General features: G+C 64.7%; 14 protein-coding genes. 11 read left to right on the forward strand and 3 right to left on the reverse strand.

What is annotated here, in order from left to right; all coding sequences use genetic code 11:
* The first annotated feature begins 75 nt into the window (after nt 1–75).
* Nucleotides 76–891 carry an isocitrate lyase/PEP mutase family protein gene (locus ACP2YO_RS19560; protein ID WP_426442295.1) on the forward strand — a complete coding sequence of 272 codons (816 nt, stop codon included), beginning with the start codon at nt 76–78 and terminating at the stop codon, nt 889–891.
* A 63-nt stretch (nt 892–954) separates the two neighbouring features.
* Here the strand turns inward: ACP2YO_RS19560 and ACP2YO_RS19565 are convergent, their stop codons facing one another.
* Nucleotides 955–1,392: a hypothetical protein gene (locus ACP2YO_RS19565; protein ID WP_426442296.1), complete on the reverse strand. Its 438-nt coding sequence runs from the start codon at nt 1,390–1,392 to the stop codon at nt 955–957.
* A gap of 143 nt (nt 1,393–1,535) precedes the next feature.
* On the opposite strand from ACP2YO_RS19565, the gene ACP2YO_RS19570 reads away from it, so the two are divergent.
* Nucleotides 1,536–2,177, forward strand: a complete 642-nt coding sequence (locus ACP2YO_RS19570) for a trimeric intracellular cation channel family protein (protein ID WP_426443256.1) — start codon at nt 1,536–1,538, stop codon at nt 2,175–2,177.
* 4 nt (nt 2,178–2,181) lie between these two features.
* On the opposite strand, the gene ACP2YO_RS19575 is transcribed toward ACP2YO_RS19570, so the two are convergent.
* Nucleotides 2,182–3,387 carry a c-type cytochrome gene (locus ACP2YO_RS19575; RefSeq protein WP_426443257.1) on the reverse strand — a complete coding sequence of 402 codons (1,206 nt, stop codon included), beginning with the start codon at nt 3,385–3,387 and terminating at the stop codon, nt 2,182–2,184.
* A gap of 255 nt (nt 3,388–3,642) precedes the next feature.
* Between ACP2YO_RS19575 and ACP2YO_RS19580 the strand changes: the two genes are divergently transcribed.
* From ACP2YO_RS19580 to ACP2YO_RS19620, 9 genes are all read left to right on the forward strand, one after another.
* Nucleotides 3,643–7,137, forward strand: a complete 3,495-nt coding sequence (locus ACP2YO_RS19580; RefSeq protein WP_426442297.1) for an indolepyruvate ferredoxin oxidoreductase family protein — start codon at nt 3,643–3,645, stop codon at nt 7,135–7,137.
* Between the two features lie 139 nt (nt 7,138–7,276).
* The gene (locus ACP2YO_RS19585; protein ID WP_426442298.1) at nt 7,277–8,434 is read left to right on the forward strand and encodes a thiolase domain-containing protein; all 1,158 of its coding nucleotides are present in this window, start codon (nt 7,277–7,279) and stop codon (nt 8,432–8,434) included.
* Nucleotides 8,434–8,823 carry a Zn-ribbon domain-containing OB-fold protein gene (locus ACP2YO_RS19590; protein WP_426442299.1) on the forward strand — a complete coding sequence of 130 codons (390 nt, stop codon included), beginning with the start codon at nt 8,434–8,436 and terminating at the stop codon, nt 8,821–8,823. The genes ACP2YO_RS19585 and ACP2YO_RS19590 overlap by 1 nt, the downstream gene beginning before the upstream one ends.
* Before the next feature lie 251 nt (nt 8,824–9,074).
* Entirely contained in the window at nt 9,075–9,935 is an 861-nt protein-coding gene (locus tag ACP2YO_RS19595; protein WP_426442300.1) for a MaoC/PaaZ C-terminal domain-containing protein, read from the forward strand.
* A 193-nt stretch (nt 9,936–10,128) separates the two neighbouring features.
* The gene (locus ACP2YO_RS19600) at nt 10,129–11,007 is read left to right on the forward strand and encodes an SDR family oxidoreductase (RefSeq protein WP_426442301.1); all 879 of its coding nucleotides are present in this window, start codon (nt 10,129–10,131) and stop codon (nt 11,005–11,007) included.
* Between the two features lie 129 nt (nt 11,008–11,136).
* Complete coding sequence (locus ACP2YO_RS19605; protein ID WP_426442302.1) at nt 11,137–12,093, forward strand: dihydrodipicolinate synthase family protein; 957 nt, start codon at nt 11,137–11,139, stop codon at nt 12,091–12,093.
* Between the two features lie 3 nt (nt 12,094–12,096).
* Nucleotides 12,097–12,918, forward strand: coding sequence for an NUDIX hydrolase (locus ACP2YO_RS19610; protein ID WP_426442303.1), 822 nt, complete (start codon nt 12,097–12,099; stop codon nt 12,916–12,918).
* 249 nt (nt 12,919–13,167) lie between these two features.
* Nucleotides 13,168–14,076 carry a DMT family transporter gene (locus ACP2YO_RS19615; RefSeq protein WP_426442304.1) on the forward strand — a complete coding sequence of 303 codons (909 nt, stop codon included), beginning with the start codon at nt 13,168–13,170 and terminating at the stop codon, nt 14,074–14,076.
* A gap of 193 nt (nt 14,077–14,269) precedes the next feature.
* Nucleotides 14,270–16,951, forward strand: coding sequence for a PAS domain S-box protein (locus ACP2YO_RS19620; protein ID WP_426442305.1), 2,682 nt, complete (start codon nt 14,270–14,272; stop codon nt 16,949–16,951).
* Nucleotides 16,952–17,082: 131 nt separating this feature from the next.
* On the opposite strand, the gene ACP2YO_RS19625 is transcribed toward ACP2YO_RS19620, so the two are convergent.
* The gene (locus tag ACP2YO_RS19625; protein WP_426442306.1) at nt 17,083–17,433 is read right to left on the reverse strand and encodes a GrlR family regulatory protein; all 351 of its coding nucleotides are present in this window, start codon (nt 17,431–17,433) and stop codon (nt 17,083–17,085) included.
* Nucleotides 17,434–17,661: the final 228 nt, after the last annotated feature.

Raw genomic sequence — 17,661 nt, forward strand, 5'->3', positions numbered from 1 at the left:
GGGCTCACACGCCGGACTGGCGCCGCACGCCGTGCATGCCTATTTGTGCGCGGCCAATCAATCAGGGAGAGAACGATGCCAGTGACAACTGCTGACAAACGCGCCACCTTCAAGAAGCTGCACGAAAGCGGATGCTTCATCATTCCGAATCCGTTCGATGTCGGCAGTGCCTGCGCGCTGCAGCACCTCGGCTTCAAGGCGCTGGCCTCAACCAGCGCGGGCTTCGCCTGGACGATCGGCAAGGCCGACAACGCCGTCACCATCGATGACGTCTGTGATCATCTCACCGCCGTGTGTGCGTCGGTCGATATTCCCGTCAACGCGGACTATGAGGACGGCTTCGCCATCGAGCCCGAGAAAGTCGCCGTCAACGTCGCGCGCGGCGTCGAGACTGGCGTAGCCGGGCTCTCGATCGAGGATTTCACCGGCGATGCCGCCAATCCGCTGTTCGAGCATAAGCTTGCGGTCGAGCGCATCAGGGCGGCACGCAAGGCGATCGATGCCGACAATAGCGGCGTGCTGCTCACCGGCCGGTGCGAGGCGTTTCTACGGGGGGTGCACGATCTGAAACTGGTGATCGAACGGCTGCAGGCCTATTCAGACGCCGGTGCCGACGTCCTCTATGCGCCGGGCATCAAGACATCAGAGGAGATTTCCGCCGTCGTGAAGGCGGTCGCTCCGAAGCCGGTCAATTTGTTGACCGGCTTCGCGCCATTGTCGCTGAATGAGATCGCCGATCTCGGCGTGCGCCGGGTCAGCATCGGCGGTTCGCTGGCGCGGATGGCCTGGGCCGGCGTCATGAAGGCCGCGAAGGAGATGGCCGAGAAGGGCACCTTCACCGAATTCGCCAATGGCTATCCCGGCGGCGAGCTTAACAAGATATTCAAGTAAGCGAGACAAAAAAGCAGCGGGCCGATCGGCCCGCTGCTTCGCCGCCGTCATTCGTTGGCTTGCTTACTGTTTGTTGCCACCCGTGGAATTCGACGGCGCCGCCGAGCGGTCGATGTCCTGGCCGGTCGGCTTGCTGGCCGGGGGAGCCGCGGGCTGAGCCGGCGCCGCGCCCGTCGTCATGCCGGGTTGGCTGTTGGCCTTCGGCGTCACGTCGCGCATGCCCGGAGGCGCCCCGGCCGGGTTAGGCTGGGTCTGCGCGGTCTGGGTCGACGGCGTCGTGGCGGCCTGATTCACCGACGTGTTATTCAGCCCGTAGAACAGCGCGCCCAGCACCACGGCTACTGCGACTGCGAACATCGCGATCTTGGTCCCGCTGGCCGGCCCTTGCGCGAGTTCCGGATCCGGCTGCAGCTCGTTGTCCAGGCTGTTGAAGCGCGCCTGACGGCGGATTTCGTCATCGGTCATGTTGGCGCGATACGGATCGTTGGGTTCGTAGGTCATTATCGTTCCTCCGTTAGCACCCCAAAGCTAAACGCGAGGGACAATAGCTGGCGCGTAAGGATGTTCCGCGCCAATGTTGCAACTTGTCCATGATGGAACTGCCGATTCCCCGGTTCCTGACCCTGTTCCGTGAGGCCTTCGCGATGTGGAGCATGCCACCCACCGATTCCGTGCTGCACGTGCTCTCGTTCATCGCGGTCGCGGCGCAGGCGATGACGGCGGCGCTCGCCGCGGGCCGGCGCAGCATGGATTGGGCCGGCGTCTGCATGCTCGGGGCCATCACCGCGCTCGGCGGCGGCACCATCCGCGACGTGCTGCTCGGGCATTATCCACTGCTCTGGGTCGCGCACCCGATCTACCTCGCGATTGCGGGGGCTGCGTCCTTCGTCACCATCCTGCTGGCGCGGCTGGTGGTCAGGCTCAATCTTGCCTTCCTCGTGCTCGACGCGATCGGGCTCGTGGTGTTCACCATGGCCGGCTGCGACGTCGCCTGGCAGGTCGATGCGCCGCTGGCGATCGTGATCGTCTCGGGCATGATTACCGGCTGCGCCGGTGGCGTGCTCCGCGACCTCCTCTGCAACGACGTGCCGCTGCTGTTTCGCAGCGAGCTCTATGCCAGCGTCTCCGTGGTCACCGGGCTGTTCTACGCGACCGCCTTCGGACTGCAGCTGAACGACACGCTCTGGACCGGGCTGACCTTCGCGCTCGGGCTGACGTTCCGCATGCTCGCGATCCACTACAAATGGGAAATGCCGAAATTCGTGTTCAGCGGCGAGGAGCGGTGACCGGCTATTTTGGCTGGCGCGCCTTCGCAACCTGGTCCGCCGTCACCGCAGGTGCCGCATTGCCCCAGGAGTTGCGGATATAGGTCGCGACGTCGGCGATCTCCTGGTCGGTCAGCTTCGGATAGGACGGCATCGAGCCGGCGTTCGGCGCCCGCGGCGTGGTCACGGTCTGCGCGCCGTCGAGGATGATGCGTAGCGTGCTCGCGGGGTCGGCGGATTGCAGGTTGGCGTTGCCGGGCAGCGGCGGATAGATCCGGGGCGAGCCTGAACCGTCGAGTTCGTGGCAGGCGACGCAGGAACCGCGATAGATGCGCTCGCCGTCGCTCATCTGTGCCGGCGAGGGCGGAGCGACCGCAGGCTCCGGCGCGCCCGCCGGCAGCGCCTTCAGATACACCGCGATCGCGCGAACGTCGGCGTCGCTCATCTTCGAGGTCGAATTGACCACCACCTCCGACATCAGCGGGCCGGCATGGCTGTGCCCGTTGCGGCCGCTCTGCAGATATTCGACGATGTCGTCGACGCTCCAGGATTTCAGCCCGCTGCGTTCAGCGCCGTCGAGCCGCGGCGCGAACATGCCCTGAACCATGCTGCCGCCGAACGCCTGGCCGCGTCTGTCGGCGCCAAAGGCGTTCTTCGGCGTGTGGCAAGCGCCGCAATGCGCCACGCCTTCGACCAGATAGCCGCCGCGATTCCATTGCGCGGACTTGCCCTGGTCCGGCTGGAAGATGCCGGGCACAAAGAACAGGTAATCCCAGGCCCGCATCAGAACCCGATCGTTCAGCGGCCAGCGCAGCTCCGGCGGCGGTGCCTTGTTGCTGACGGGTTCGAGCGTGGCGAGATAGGCGCGGATCGCCAGAATGTCGTCACGGATCAGCTTCGTGAAATTGGGGTAGGGGAAGGCGGGATAATAGTGGGTCCCGCTCGGCGAGACGCCGGTGCGCAGGGCGCGGAGGAAATCGTCGACGCTCCAGCCACCGATGCCGGTATCGCGGTCGGGGGTCAGGTTCGGCGAAAACACCGCGCCGAACGGCGTGTCGATCCGTTTTCCCCCGGCGAACGGCTTTGCCGGATCGGCGGTGTGGCAGCTCGCGCAATCCCCCGCGATCGTCAGCGCCTTGCCGCGGGCGATCACGTCGTCGGACGGCTCGGCCACGCATTCGCCTGATGCGAACGCACCGCACAATAGCAGGGGCACCAGAATCGCCCGCATCGCCTGAAGCCGCCGCCGCATCTATCCACCTTCCGGTCCACACGACGCGTTACGCTGTTTCGCCGCGGGCCTGTCCTGCGACAGAAACCGAAACGGCCCCACGATATTCCCGGTACGAAGTTGCGATTTTTGCGCGCCGGGCATCCTTGCCCAGAATTGTGGTGCGTGCGTTGGAACATCCGACATAGACTGGTTCTAACAAGCTCGGATGACTAGCTAAAACACAGTCGTCGCGACCAGGAAAAAGAGGGCTAAATGGGTATCAACCAAGGGCCTATCGGTCTCGACCAGAAATACACCCAAGGCACCGGCCATGTCTTCCTGACCGGCATCCAGGCGCTGGTCCGCCTGCCGATGGCGCAGATCAGACGGGACCGCGCCGCAGGCCTCAACACCGCGGGCTTCATCTCCGGCTATCGCGGTTCTCCGCTCGGCGGCTATGATCAGCAGCTGTTCGCCGCCCGCCAGCATCTCGAGCAATACAACATCAAGTTCCAGCCCGGCGTGAACGAGGACCTGGCTGCGACCGCGATCTGGGGCTCGCAACAGCTCGGGCTGTCGCCCGGCGCCAAGTATGATGGCGCGGTCGGCATCTGGTACGGCAAGGGCCCCGGCGTCGACCGCTGCGGCGACGTGTTCCGTCACGGCAACGCGGCAGGTTCGGCCAAAAACGGCGGCGTGCTCTGCCTTGCCGGCGACGACCACGGCGCAAAATCCTCCACCGTCCCGCATCAGTCCGACCACGCCTTCATCTCCGCACTGATGCCCTACCTCTACCCCTCCAGCATCCATGAAATGATCGAGATGGGTCTCCTGGGTATCGCGATGTCGCGCTACTCCGGCTGCTGGGTCGGCATGAAGGTGATCACCGAGACGGTTGAGACCACGGCCGAGATCGATCTCACCGACGAGATGACTCCGTTCGTGATCCCGACCGATTTCGAGATGCCGCCGGGCGGCTTGAACATCCGCTGGCCCGACGACCGCTTCGAGCAGGACCGGCGCTTGCAGGATTACAAGGGCTTCGCCGCGATCGCCTTTGCCCGCGCCAACAAGGTCAACCGCATCACGATGGATTCGCCGAACGCGCGCTACGGCATCATGGCCTCGGGCAAGAGCTACGAGGACATCCGCCAGGCGCTGCGCGAACTTGGCGTCACGCCTGAGATCGCCGCCAAGATCGGCATCCGCCTCTACAAGATCGGCATGCCATGGCCGCTGGAGCCGGAGGGCGTGCGCAATTTTGCGGTCGGGCTCGAGGAGATATTCATCGTCGAGGAACGCCGCGAGATCGTCGAGAACCAGGTCAAGCAGGAGCTGTTCAACTGGCGCGACGACGTGCGCCCGCGCATCGTCGGCAAGATGGACGATCACGACAAGCGCTTCCTCACCTTCGCCGCCGAACTCAGCGTCGCCTCGCTTGCAAGCTCGCTGACCGAACGTCTTCTTCGACTTAATCTCAACCCCGAAGTCGCCGAGATGCTGCGCGCCAAGGCCGACTGGTTCAACGGCCGGCAGTCGACCCAGATGCAGGCGGTCGCGCCGGTGTCCCGTACGCCGTATTTCTGCTCGGGCTGTCCGCACAATACCTCGACCAAGGTGCCGGAAGGCAGCCGCGCGATGGGCGGCATCGGCTGCCACTTCATGGCGCTGTGGATGAACCGCTCGACCGAGACCTTTACCCATATGGGCGGCGAGGGCGTGCCGTGGGTCGGCATCGCGCCGTTCACCAACGAGAACCACATCTTCGCCAATCTCGGCGACGGCACCTATTTCCACTCCGGCATCCTGGCGATCCGCCAGTCGATCGCCTCGAAGGCCAACATCACCTACAAGATACTTTACAACGACGCGGTCGCGATGACGGGCGGCCAGCACCACGACGGCGACCTGTCGCCGCAGAAGATCACGTTCCAGCTCCACGCCGAAGGCATCCGCGAGATCTACCTGGTCTCGGAAACGCCCGATGCCTATCCGGCCGACAGCATCGCGCCCGGCGTCAAACTGTTCCATCGCGACGAGCTCGAGAACGTCCAGAAGATGTGCCGCGACACCAAGGGCACTTCGGCGATCGTGTTCGTGCAGACCTGCGCGGCCGAGAAGCGCCGCCGCCGCAAGCGCGGCCTGATGGAGGATCCGGCGCGCCGCGTGCTGATCAATCCGGCGGTCTGCGAAGGCTGCGGCGACTGCTCGGTGCAATCGAACTGCATCTCGGTCGAGCCGCTGGAAACGGAATTGGGGCGCAAGCGCACCATCAACCAGTCGACCTGCAACAAGGACTATTCCTGCGTGAAGGGTTTCTGCCCTTCCTTCGTGACGGTCGACGGCGGCAAGCTCAAGCGGCGCGCGCCCGCTGAGCTTGGCGATATCGGCGCCTTGCCGGAGCCGGCCTCAAAGCCCGCGCTCGACCGGCCCTACAACATTGCGGTCGGCGGCGTCGGCGGCACCGGCGTGCTGACGATCGGCGCGCTGCTCGGCATGGCCGCCCACATCGAGGGCAAGGCCAGCATGATCCTCGACATGTCCGGCCTTGCGCAAAAAGGCGGCGCGGTGCTGAGCCACGTCCGGCTTTCCGAGCACACGGCCGATGTCACCTGTTCGCGCATCGTCACCGGCACGGCCGATCTGGTGCTCGCCGCCGACGAGGTCGTGGCGGTGTCAAAGGACACCATCTCGCTGTGTGACAGCAGCCGCACCGTCGGCATCATCAACAGCCACATCATTCCGACCGCGGACTTCATCCTCAACCGCGACTTCAATTTCCAGAGCCGCAAGGTCAACAGCGTGCTGGAGACTGAGCTGCGCAAGGACACCGCGTTCTTTGACTTCACCAAGCCGGCCGAGGCGCTGCTTGGCGATAGCATCGCCACCAACATCATGATGATGGGCTTTGCGTATCAGCGCGGCCTGTTGCCGCTGTCGGCAGAGTCGATCCAGCAGGCGATCGAGGTCAATGGCGTCTCGATCAAGATGAACACGCACGCGTTCCAGCTCGGGCGCCTGGCCGGTGCCGATCCGGCACGCCTGGCCGCGATGATGAAGGGACAGGATGACGACACAGCGCCCGTGAAGTCGCTGGATGCGATGTCGCTCGACGAGATCATCACCCATCGCATGGCACTGTTGACCGACTACCAGAACGGACGGCTGGCAAAGCGCTACCGCAAGCTGGTCGACCAGGTTCGCGAGGCCGCGACCAAGGGTAGCTATGGCGAAGCGCTGCCGCGTGCGGTCGCGATCAATTACGCCAAGCTGCTCGCCTACAAAGACGAGTACGAGGTCGCGCGTCTGTTCACCGACGGCCGTTTCGAGAAGCAGCTCCGCGACCAGTTCGAGGGTGAGTTCAAGTTCAACTTCAATCTGGCACCGCCGATCCTCGGCGGCGGCCTCGACGCACAGGGCCGTCCGAAGAAGCGTGAGTTTGGCGCCTGGATGATGTCCGCCTTCAGAATGCTGGCGAAATTCCGTGTCCTGCGCGGCACGCCACTCGACGTCTTCGGCTACAACGCCGACCGTAAGCTCGAGCGCGACCTGATCGCAGGTTACGAGAAGGACGTCGCGACCGTGCTCGGTCTGCTGTCGCCGCTCAATCACGAAATCGCGGTCGAACTGCTGTCGCTGCCCGATCGGATCAGGGGCTACGGCCCGGTGAAGGAGAAGGCGATCAAGGAGGCCAAGGTTCGCTACGCGCAACTCGCCGCCGACCTCGCCAATCCGCCGCCCGCGCCGCGGCAATTGGCGGCGGAGTAGGGTAGGAGCAAATTCGATGTAGTTCCGGGCGCGCGCTGCGTACGCCGCGGTCTCGCCTGACGGAATATTTCCGCGCTTGCCAAGCCCGCCACGGCGGTTCAGAAAAACGCTGGATCAAGAAACGCCAGCGGAGAATGATTTGACCATCAAGGGCAAGGCCTACATTGCCGGGATCTATGAGCATCCCACCCGGCACGCACCCGATAAATCAACCGCACAGCTTCACGCCGAAGTCGCCAAGGGCGCGATCGAGGACGCGGGGCTCACCAAGGATGATGTCGACGGCTATTTTTGCGCCGGCGATGCGCCGGGCGGGCTGTGGCCGATGGTCGATTATCTCGGTCTCAACACCAAAAAAGTTCGCCACGTCGATTCCACCGAGACCGGCGGCTGTTCCTACCTGATCCATCTCGGCCATGCCGCCGAGGCGATCGCCGCCGGCAAATGTTCGGTCGCGCTGGTCACGTTGGCGGGCAAGCCGCGCACCGGGGCGATGCCGCCGCGTGCCGCCGGTGCCGAGGCCGATTTCGAGGCCGCCTACGGGGCGACCACGCACAATGCCTACGGCATGTGTGCCATGCGCCATATGCACGACTACGGTACGACCTCGGAGCAGCTCGCCTGGATCAAGGTCGCCGCTTCGCATCACGCGCAATACAATCCGCATGCGATGCTGAAGGAGGTCGTCACGGTTGAGGACGTCTTGAACTCGCCGATGATCTCCGATCCGCTGCATCGAATGGATTGCTGCGTCGTCACCGATGGCGGCGGCGCGATGATCGTCACCACGCCCGAGATCGCGAAGAGCCTGAAGAAGCCGCTGGTGCGCCTGATCGGCCATGGCGAAGCGATGAAGGGCCCGCGCGGCGGCAAGGATCTCGATCTGACCTACTCTGCCGGCGTGTGGTCCGGTCCGCGTGCCTTCGAGGAGGCGGGCGTGACGCCGAAGGACATCAAGTACGCCTCGATCTATGACAGCTTCACCATCACCGTCCTGATGCAGCTCGAAGACCTCGGCTTCTGCAAGAAGGGCGAGGGCGGCAAGTTCGTCGCCGACGGCAATCTGATCTCCGGCGTCGGCAAGCTGCCGTTCAACACCGACGGCGGCGGCCTCTGCAGCAACCACCCCGTCAACCGCGGCGGCATGACCAAGATCCTCGAGGCTGTCAGGCAGTTGCGCGGCGAGGCGCATCCGAAGGTGCAGGTGCCGAATTGCGATCTCGCAATTGCGCACGGCACCGGTGGACTCCTTGGCGTTCGCCACGCCGCCTCAACCTGCATCCTGGAGCGTGCGTGATGTCTGAAGCGAAGAAGTACAATGCCCCGGTGACCAACCCGGAGACCGCGCCGTTCTGGGAGGCGGCCAAGGCCGGCAAGTTCATGATCAAGCGCTGCACCGCCTGCGGCGAGCCGCATTACTTTCCGCGCTCGATCTGCCCGTTCTGCTTCTCCGACAAGACGGTGTGGGAGGAGGCGTCGGGCGAGGCGGTGGTCTACACCTACAGCCTGATGCGGAAGTCGCCGACCGGTCCCTACGCGATAGCCTATGTGACGCTGAAGGAAGGCCCCTCGCTGCAAACCAACATCGTCGATTGCGATCTGGAGCAGGTGAAGATCGGCCAGAAGGTGAAGGTGGTGTGGAAGCCGACCGACGGCGCGCCGCTGCCGTTCTTCACGCCGGCCTAAAAAGTACCTTCCCCCCTTGCGGGGGAAGGTGCGTAGGCGGCCTTTGGCCGCCGTCCAATTAACGCCGATGCTTCGCATCGGCTACGGCAGCTGCCGGAAGAGGGGTTCTCTCCACGTATGGAGTTTCTGTGCGGAGGCAACCCCTCTCCCAAACGAGTTTGCGTTTGATGCCGGTGCAGCCCTCTCCCGCAAGGGGAGAGGGCACTTCAACGGGCACCGTTGAGAAAAAGAGTTCTCGGGAGAAAACGACAATGCCGATCGTGTACGAACAGCTGATGGCCCTGAAGAATCTCGGCCAAAAATACAGCTACGCCGACCGCGACGTGATGCTCTATGCCTATGGCATCGGGCTTGGCGCCGATCCGATGGACGAGAACGAGCTCGCTTTCGTCAACGAGGGCACGCTGACGCCGCGTGCACTGAAAGTGGTGCCGACGTTCGCGTCCGTCGCCGCCTGGGGCGCCGGTCCCGGTGAGATGAACCTCAATCGTGTGATGGTGGTCGACGGCGAGCGTGACATCACCTTTCACAAGCCGTTCGCGACCGCGGCCCACATTACGGCCGACTCGACGGTGCTCGACGCCTTCGACAAGGGCAAGGACAAGGGCGCGGTGATCCGTCACCAGACCGTGCTGAGAGACGAGAAGGGCGAGAAGCTCGCAACGCTGGTCGCCTCGCGCTTCGCCCGCGGTGACGGCGGCTTTGGTGGACCGTCGGAAGGCCAGCCTGAGCCGCACAAGGTGCCGGAGCGCGCGCCCGACCAGGTCGTCGATATCACGACGCGGCCGGACCAGGCGCTGATCTACCGGCTCTGCGGCGACCGCAATCCGCTGCACAGCGATCCGGAATTTGCGAAGAAGGCCGGCTTCCCGCGACCGATCCTGCACGGCATGTGCACCTACGGCATCACCTGCCGCGGCGTGCTGCGAACCTATGCCGATTACGATCCGTCCGCCTTCAAGCAGCACGCGGCGCGGTTCTCCTCGCCGGTGTTTCCCGGCGAGACCGTGACGATGGAGCTGTGGAAGGACGGCAATGTGGTGTCGTTCGAGGCCAAGGTGAAATCGCGCGGCGTCACCGTGATCAAGAGCGGCAGGACGGTGCTGGCGTAGCCACAAGCGAAGGCCGTCGGCTCCCTCGCCCCGCTCTTGCGGGGAGAGGGTTGGGGTGAGGGGTTCTCACCGCAGGCTGTGAACGTGGTGAGACCTGTACCCCCTCACCCGGATCGCATCTTGCGATGCGATCCGACCTCTCCCCGCGAGCGGGGCGAGGTAAGGAAGAGCAGCAATAACGGGAGAAGAAACCATGGGATTACTCGACGGAAAAGTCGCCATCATCACCGGAGCCGGCGGCGGGCTCGGTGAGGCCTACGCAAAGCTCTTCGCAAGCGAAGGCGCGGCGGTTGTGGTCAACGACCTCGGCGGACCGCGCGACGGCTCGGGCGCCGACAAGTCGATGGCCCAGAAGGTCGTCGACGCGATCAAGGCCGAGGGCGGCCGTGCGGTCGCCAACGGCGCCGACATCTCGACCCTGGCCGGTGGCCAGTCGGTGTTCGACGACGCCATCAAGAATTTCGGCCGCGCCGACATCCTGGTCAACAACGCCGGCATTCTGCTGGACGAGACCTTCCACAAGGCCAGGGAAGAGAACTGGGACAGGGTGATGAAGGTGCATCTCAAAGGCACCTTCTGCTGCACCCAGCCGGTGTTCAAATGGATGCGCGACAACGGCGGCGGCGTCATCGTCAACACCTCCTCGACCTCGGGCCTGATCGGTAATTTCGGCCAGACCAACTATGGCGCGGCCAAGGGCGGCATCTGGGGCCTCTCCAACGTGCTCGCGATCGAAGGCCGTAAGTACAATATCCGGATCTGGACACTGGCGCCGGGTGCCTTGACCCGCATGACCGCAGACCTGCCCCGCTACAAGGAGAACCCTGGCGCGGCCCTCGGTCCCGACGGCATCGCGCCGGCCGTGCTATACATGGTCAGCGATTTGTCGGGCGACCAGACCGGCAAGGTCCTCGGTGTCTCCGGTCCGCGCGGCGTCCGCGAGATGCGGATGATGGAGATGGACGGCTGGAAGCCGCCATTTTCGGGCTGGAAGGCCGAGGACATCGTCAGCCACGCCAAGGAGATCTTCTTCTCCGAGGAGCAGATCAAGATGGGCGCCCGGCGGTTCTGATGTATACCGTCATTCCGGGGCACGCGAAGCGTGAACCCCAATGCGCAATTGCGCATTATGGAATCTCGAGATTCCGGGTTCGATGCTGAGGCATCGCCCCGGAATGACGGAATAGGATGGATGCACTAGATGACAAAACTCACCGCCCAGGCCGCAGGCACCTTCGCGATTGCGCCGACCCCGTTTCATGACGATGGCCGCATCGACGAGGCCTCGATCGACCGGCTGACCGATTTCTACACCGACGTCGGCTGCGATGGCGTCACCGTGCTGGGCATTCTGGGCGAGGCGCCGAAGCTCGACGCCGCCGAGGCCGAGCAGGTCGCGCTCCGCTTCATCAAGCGCGCCAAAAAGCTGCAAGTGATCGTTGGCGTCTCTGCCCCGGGTTTTGCCACCATGCGGTCGCTGGCCAAGGCCTCGATGGATGCGGGTGCCGCCGGCGTCATGATCGCGCCGCCGCCCAACCTGCGCACCGACGACCAGATCGTCAGCTATTTCAAGCAGGCCCAGGAAGCCATCGGCGACGACATTCCTTGGGTACTGCAGGACTATCCGTTGACGCTGACCGTGGTGTTCACGCCCGCGGTGATCCGCAAGATCGTGATGGACTCGCCGTCCTGCGTGATGCTGAAGCACGAGGACTGGCCGGGACTTGAGAAGATTTCGACCTTGCGCAATTTCCAGAAGGACGGCTCGCTGCGGCCGCTGTCGATCCTGGTCGGCAATGGCGGCCTGTTCCTCGATTTCGAGATGGAGCGCGGCGCCGACGGTGCGATGACCGGCTACGCTTTCCCCGAACTCCTGATCGACGTGGTCAATCTGTCGAAGGCCGGCAAGCGCGACGCTGCGCACGATCTGTTCGACGCCCATCTGCCAATGATGCGCTACGAGCAGCAGCCGGGCGTCGGCCTCACGGTGCGCAAATACGTGCTGCAGAAGCGCGGCATCATCTCGTCCAGCGCCCAGCGCAAGCCGGGTGCGGTGATCACGCCGCAGGCGAGGGCGGAGGTCGACTATCTGCTGTCGCGCGTGGCCAGCGTCGATCGCCGCGCCAACCTGCAACCGCAATCCAGCGCGGCGGGCTAGCGCATGACCGAGATCGTCGCTCCGCGTCTTGCGTCGACCGTGCTGCTGTTGCGTGACGGCAAGGCTGCCGCCGGCGACGGCAAGAGCCGCGCCGAGGTCGAAGTCTTCATGATGGTCCGCCATCACCAGATCGAGTTCAACTCGGGTGCGCTGGTGTTTCCCGGCGGCAGCGTCGACAAGAACGACAAGGAGATCGCGGCCGACCCCGCGCTCTATTCGGGCGGGGAAGGGCTTGACGCCGACGCGCTCGGTTTCCGGATCGCGGCGATCCGCGAAACCTTTGAAGAGAGCGGCATCCTGCTGGCGCGTCCGAAAGGATCGAAGGATCTGGTCGACGCCAAGCGCGCCAGCGAGATTGCGGTCGCGCATCGCGCGGACCTGAACGAGGGCAAGATCAGCTTCCTGAAGGTGCTCACCGACAACGGCATGCTGCTCGCGCTCGACGAGCTCGTGCCCTATGCGCACTGGATCACGCCGGAAGGCATGCCCAAGCGTTTCGACACCTGGTTCTTCCTCGCCGCGGCTCCCCCCGAGCAGCTCGGCGCCCATGACGGCAAGGAGTCGACCGACTCGGTCTGGGTGTCGCCGCGTGAGGCGCTGGAGGGCGGTGAGACCGGCCGCTTCAAGCTGCCTTTCCCGACCACGCGCAATCTGATCAGGCTCGGCAAGCAGGGCAGCGTCGAGGCCGCGCTCGCCGACAGCGCGGGCAAATCGATCGTCACGGTGATGCCGGTCATGACCAAGACCGCGACCGGCCGCCAGCTCCGCATCCCCAAGGAGGCCGGCTACGACGGCGAGGTCTTCGACGTCGGCGCGATGGGGTAGAGGGTTCATCTCTCTCCCTCGTCATGCCCGGGCACAGCCGTCTGAAGGACGGCGTCGCTTCCGTTCGCCTATGACCCGGGCATCCACGTCTTGGGTACAGCAAGAAAGTCGTGGATGGCCGGGACAAGCCCGGCCATGACGCAGAAAGAATAGCCAGATCAGTCGAAAGCATACTTCGGTCTGTACCGAAGGATCACCGCCTTCTGCCGATGTAGTTTCCGTCCGCATCTTCGAGACGGAACCGCTGCCATGAACACCTCCTCGCCACAGCCCAACATGGCCTTCGAGCTGGCCCTGCTGCTCGCGCTCGCCACGCTCTGGGGCGGGTCCTACACCTTCATCAAGCTCGGCGTTGCGACCATTCCGCCGATCACGCTGATTGCGGCGCGCACGACGATCGCGGGCCTGCTGCTGCTGGTCATCATGCGCTGGCGCGGCGTAAAGATGCCGACGGATCTCGCGACCTGGCGCCGCTTCATCTTCCAGGCCTGCCTCAACAGTGTGATCCCGTGGACACTGATTGCCTGGGGCGAGAGCATGGTCGACGCCGGGTTGACCACGATCCTCAATTCGGCCTCGCCGATCTTCACCTTCCTGTTCACGGTCGCGATTACCCGCCACGAGGCGGCAAGCCCGCGAAAACTGTTCGGCGTGGTCGCCGGCATGACCGGCATCTGCCTCGTCGTCGGTGTCGACGCGTTCCGCGATCTCGGCAGTGGGATCGTTGCCGAGATCGCGATCGTCGTGGCGACCATCTGCTACGCCTGTGCCGCGATCTTCAGCCGCGGCTTCAGGGGCCTCGATCCGATGGCGCCCGCGGCAGGCTCGTTGATTGCCGGCGCTGCGATACTCATTCCACTCAGCCTCGCGGTCGAACGGCCCTGGATGCTGTCGCCGTCCACGACTTCGCTGCTGGCGCTGCTGGCGCTTGCGGTGTTCTCGACTGCGATCGCCTTCGTGATCTACTTCCGCCTGATCCAGACCCTCGGCTCGGTCGGGACCACCGCGCAGGCCTATCTGCGCGTGCCGATCGGGGTGGCGCTCAGCGTCGTCTTTCTCGGCGAACGGCTGAGCCCGACGGCCTGGATCGGCTTGGCCTGCGTCGTGATCGGCGTGGCCGCGATGACGATCCCGGCGCGCTGGACCGCTACAGCCTGAGATTGTCTGGAGGCCCGATATCCCGGGCCGGAGACCCTGTGCGGGTCTTGGCCCGGATTGGGGCAGCCTGCGTCACCTGCGTGACGCAAATCACCTTCAGCTGCACGGGCCGGCTGTCCACCCGCGTCAGCCTGTTCCCCACAGCCCGTAAATTCCCGTATATTGCGGCCGACTGGACCCCGGCCTCGATGACATGACCGCTGAACTGCCGCCGAATTCGCAAGCGCCGCGCGCGTTTTCCCTCTCGATCGGACAGCTCACGTTCGGCAGCTTCCTGCTGGTCCTGGCCGTGATCATCATCACATCGACCGCGAGCGTGGTCGCGATCCGCCACATCGACACGACCTTTGTCGAGCTGCAGCGATTGCAAAGCATCGGCGACATCGCCGAGGATATCGACCGCCGCATGAACGAGCTGCGGCTTGCGGCGCGAGACTTCGTCACCGAGCCCGGCAGCCAGTCGGCCCAGGTCGCGCAAGCGGCTCAATCGCTGAGCGAGACGCTGAAGAAGACCCGCATCGAGCTGGCGCCCGAGCAGCAGGAGATGATCGACGGCGTCACCCAGCGGCTTGCGACCTATCGCGGCGGCATCGATCGCATCTCGACGCTCCTCAGTCGCCGCTCCGAACTGGTCGCCGGGCTGCCGCCGCTGCGCGACGACTTCGACAATGCGATCGCGGCGAGCGCCGATCCGGGCCTGGCGACGACGCTGTCGCAAACCCAAAGCCAGATCGCTACCGCACTGCTCGCGCACAATACGTCCGCCGCCGAGCGGGCCGCGCAGAGCATGCGGGCGCTGACCATTTCCGATGCCGCCTTGCGGACCGCGGTCGACAATTACGCCGGGGCGATCATTGCGATCTCGGTGCGGGAAGGGCAGATCGCCGATATCGACAAGGAGGTGCTCGGCGAGGAAGGCCGGCTGATCCAGCGCGTCACCGAATTGCTGCGCGAACTCAGCACAAGGCGCGGCCACGTATTGTCGCGGGATTTTGCACGCACACTGGCCGAGGCAAAGTGGCAGAGCATCGTGCTCGGCACAGCCGGCGTCCTGATCGGCCTGTTCGCGGCGGCGCTGGTGGTTCGCCGCACCGTCCGTCCGCTGGCCAAGATCGCACGCTCGATCCGCAGGGTCTCGGGGGGTGAGAAGAACGCGTTCATCCCCGGCGCCGATCTCGACAACGAGATCGGCGATATCGCGCGCGCCGCCGAGGTATTCCGCCAGGCCCTTGTCGATGCCGACACCGCGCGCGAGGCGGCGCTGCGCGCGCTCGCCGAGCAGCGGCTTGCCGAGGAGAGCTACCGCAAGTTGTTTGAATCCTCCGTCGAAGGCATCTATGTGACGACGCCGCGCGGGACGCTGCTCAACGCCAATCCGGCGCTGGCGCGGATGATGGGTTACGCCACGCCACAGGACCTGATCAGCGGCATCGACGACATCGCCTCCGGCGTCTATGTCGATCCGGCGGCGCGGACGCAGTACCAGCAATTGATGCAGCGCGACGGGATCGTGCGCGACTACGAGTACCAGGTGCGCTCGCGCGAAGGCTCCGTGCTGTGGCTGTCGGACTCCGCCACCGCCGTGCGCAACGACGAGGGCGAGGTGGTCCGCTACGAGGGTACGGTGCGCGACATCACCGACCAGAAGCGTGCCGAGGATGCGATCGCTGAAGGCCGCCGCCTGCTGCAGATGGTGATCGACACCGTGCCCGCCGTCATCAACGTCAAGGACCGCGAGCTGCGCTATGTGATGATGAACCGCTACATGGCCGGCATCTTCGGCGTCGAGCCGCAGGACGCAACTGGCCAGACCACCTCCGATCTGATGTCGCGTTACGGCGCGGCCAAGACCGACGAGAACGACAAGCGCGTGCTGTCGGCGCGGCGCGAGCTCGGTTTCTACGAGGAGGAGTACAAGGATTCCGCCGGCAACATGCGGCAATGGCTGGTCAACAAATTGCCGATCCTCGATGCGCAGGGCGAGATCGAGAACATCGTCACGGTCGCGCTCGACATCGGCGAGCGCAAGCGTTCCGAGCAGGAGATGCGCAAGGCGAAGGATTCCGCCGAAGCAGCCCTGCGCAATCTGCGTGAGACCCAGAACTCGCTGATCGAGGCCGAGAAGCTCGCCGCGCTCGGGCGGCTGGTGGCCGGCGTTGCCCATGAGGTCAACAACCCCGTCGGCATCAGCCTGACGGTGGCCTCGGCGCTCGAACGCAAGACCGCGATTTTCGCAGGCCAGGTGGGGCGCGGCGATCTCCGCCGTTCCGCCCTCAACGACTTCCTTGAAACGGCCCGTGATGCGTCGTCTCAGCTCGTCGCCAATCTGAACCGCGCGGCGGAGCTGATCCAGTCGTTCAAGCAGGTCGCCGCCGATCGCAACTATTCGGACCAGCGCAGCTTCGATCTCGGCGATCTCACCGAGCAGGTGGTGATGAGTCTGCGGCCCGGCCTGCGCAAGCACAACCTCACGCTCAACGTCGATTGCGAGCCGAACCTGATCATGAACTCCTATCCCGGGCCGTATGGCCAGGTGCTGACCAATCTGTTTCTCAATGCGGTCGCGCACGCATTTCCGGACGGCAAGGCAGGCCAGGTCGACATCCAGGTGCGCTCATCCGGCAAGGACAACGTTGAGGTGATCTTCGCCGACAATGGCTGCGGCATGAGCCTCGACGTGCGCCGCCGCGCCTTCGACCCGTTCTTCACGACGCGGCGCGACCAGGGCGGCACCGGGCTCGGCCTGCACATCGTCTACAGTATCGTCACCACCCGCCTCGGCGGCCGACTCGCGCTCGATTCCGCACCGGGCAACGGCACCCGCATCCAGATCATCCTGCCCCGCACAGCTCCGCTGGAGCAGGCGGCGGAGTAGCTGCGCCCCGAGCCGACGTTCCCAATCGCGAGAGCGTTTTCGAGCGAAGTGGATACCGGTTCGCGTAAAGAAAACGCGTCAAAACAAGGAATCTAGAGCCCCGTTCCGATTCCATCGGAACGGAATCGGCTCTAGTTGATGTCGGTGAGCTTGTGCAGCGTGGCGCCGAAGATCTGGCTCGCTTTGCCGACCAGCGCGGTTCCGGTCATGATGACGCGCGTGTCGGTGAAGGTGCCGGTGACACCGACGCCGACCGGAGCGGGGCCGCCGAACAGCGGATTGTCGTTTTCGCGCGGCGTGGTGTGGCGCTGCACGAGCACTTCGCCCTTGAAGGTGTCACCCTTCACCGTGTAGCTGCCGGTGTAATAGAGATAGGCATCGCCGCCGAAAATCTGGCCATCGCGAAACAGGATCACGCCGCTGCCCTTGCCGGCGCGTCCGTCCAGCAGGGTCACGTGAATCGAATATAGCCCGTTCTTCATATCGCCCCGATCGCCGGCCGCCGCGCCCACAGAAAGCCGGTTGGTTTTTTATGCCAAAGCGCGCACCTTCGCGCAACGCGGCAGGTCGATTCCGGGGCGAGTACAGTTGGGTGGACCCTCGGTTCCTGCCAGCCCGTGTGACGGCGCAATGACTGCGGACCATGCGCGCGAATCATTCTGGCCCGCGAAATGCATAGCTCTGGTTGCACTGGCCGGTGAGTGCTGGAG

Source organism: Bradyrhizobium genosp. P (genome assembly GCF_049949265.1).
Lineage (GTDB): Bacteria > Pseudomonadota > Alphaproteobacteria > Rhizobiales > Xanthobacteraceae > Bradyrhizobium.

What these genes read in the sequence shown, in the direction of transcription:
- ACP2YO_RS19560 (WP_426442295.1), top strand. Translation starts at nt 76, where the DNA reads ATGCCAGTGACAACTGCTGACAAACGCGCCACCTTCAAGAAGCTGCAC.
- ACP2YO_RS19610 (WP_426442303.1), top strand. Translation starts at nt 12,097, where the DNA reads ATGACCGAGATCGTCGCTCCGCGTCTTGCGTCGACCGTGCTGCTGTTG.
- ACP2YO_RS19605 (WP_426442302.1), top strand. Translation starts at nt 11,137, where the DNA reads ATGACAAAACTCACCGCCCAGGCCGCAGGCACCTTCGCGATTGCGCCG.
- ACP2YO_RS19615 (WP_426442304.1), top strand. Translation starts at nt 13,168, where the DNA reads ATGAACACCTCCTCGCCACAGCCCAACATGGCCTTCGAGCTGGCCCTG.
- ACP2YO_RS19580 (WP_426442297.1), top strand. Translation starts at nt 3,643, where the DNA reads ATGGGTATCAACCAAGGGCCTATCGGTCTCGACCAGAAATACACCCAA.
- ACP2YO_RS19565 (WP_426442296.1), bottom strand. Translation starts at nt 1,392, where the DNA reads ATGACCTACGAACCCAACGATCCGTATCGCGCCAACATGACCGATGAC.
- ACP2YO_RS19570 (WP_426443256.1), top strand. Translation starts at nt 1,536, where the DNA reads ATGTGGAGCATGCCACCCACCGATTCCGTGCTGCACGTGCTCTCGTTC.
- ACP2YO_RS19600 (WP_426442301.1), top strand. Translation starts at nt 10,129, where the DNA reads ATGGGATTACTCGACGGAAAAGTCGCCATCATCACCGGAGCCGGCGGC.
- ACP2YO_RS19595 (WP_426442300.1), top strand. Translation starts at nt 9,075, where the DNA reads ATGCCGATCGTGTACGAACAGCTGATGGCCCTGAAGAATCTCGGCCAA.
- ACP2YO_RS19590 (WP_426442299.1), top strand. Translation starts at nt 8,434, where the DNA reads ATGTCTGAAGCGAAGAAGTACAATGCCCCGGTGACCAACCCGGAGACC.
- ACP2YO_RS19620 (WP_426442305.1), top strand. Translation starts at nt 14,270, where the DNA reads ATGACCGCTGAACTGCCGCCGAATTCGCAAGCGCCGCGCGCGTTTTCC.
- ACP2YO_RS19575 (WP_426443257.1), bottom strand. Translation starts at nt 3,387, where the DNA reads ATGCGGGCGATTCTGGTGCCCCTGCTATTGTGCGGTGCGTTCGCATCA.
- ACP2YO_RS19625 (WP_426442306.1), bottom strand. Translation starts at nt 17,433, where the DNA reads ATGAAGAACGGGCTATATTCGATTCACGTGACCCTGCTGGACGGACGC.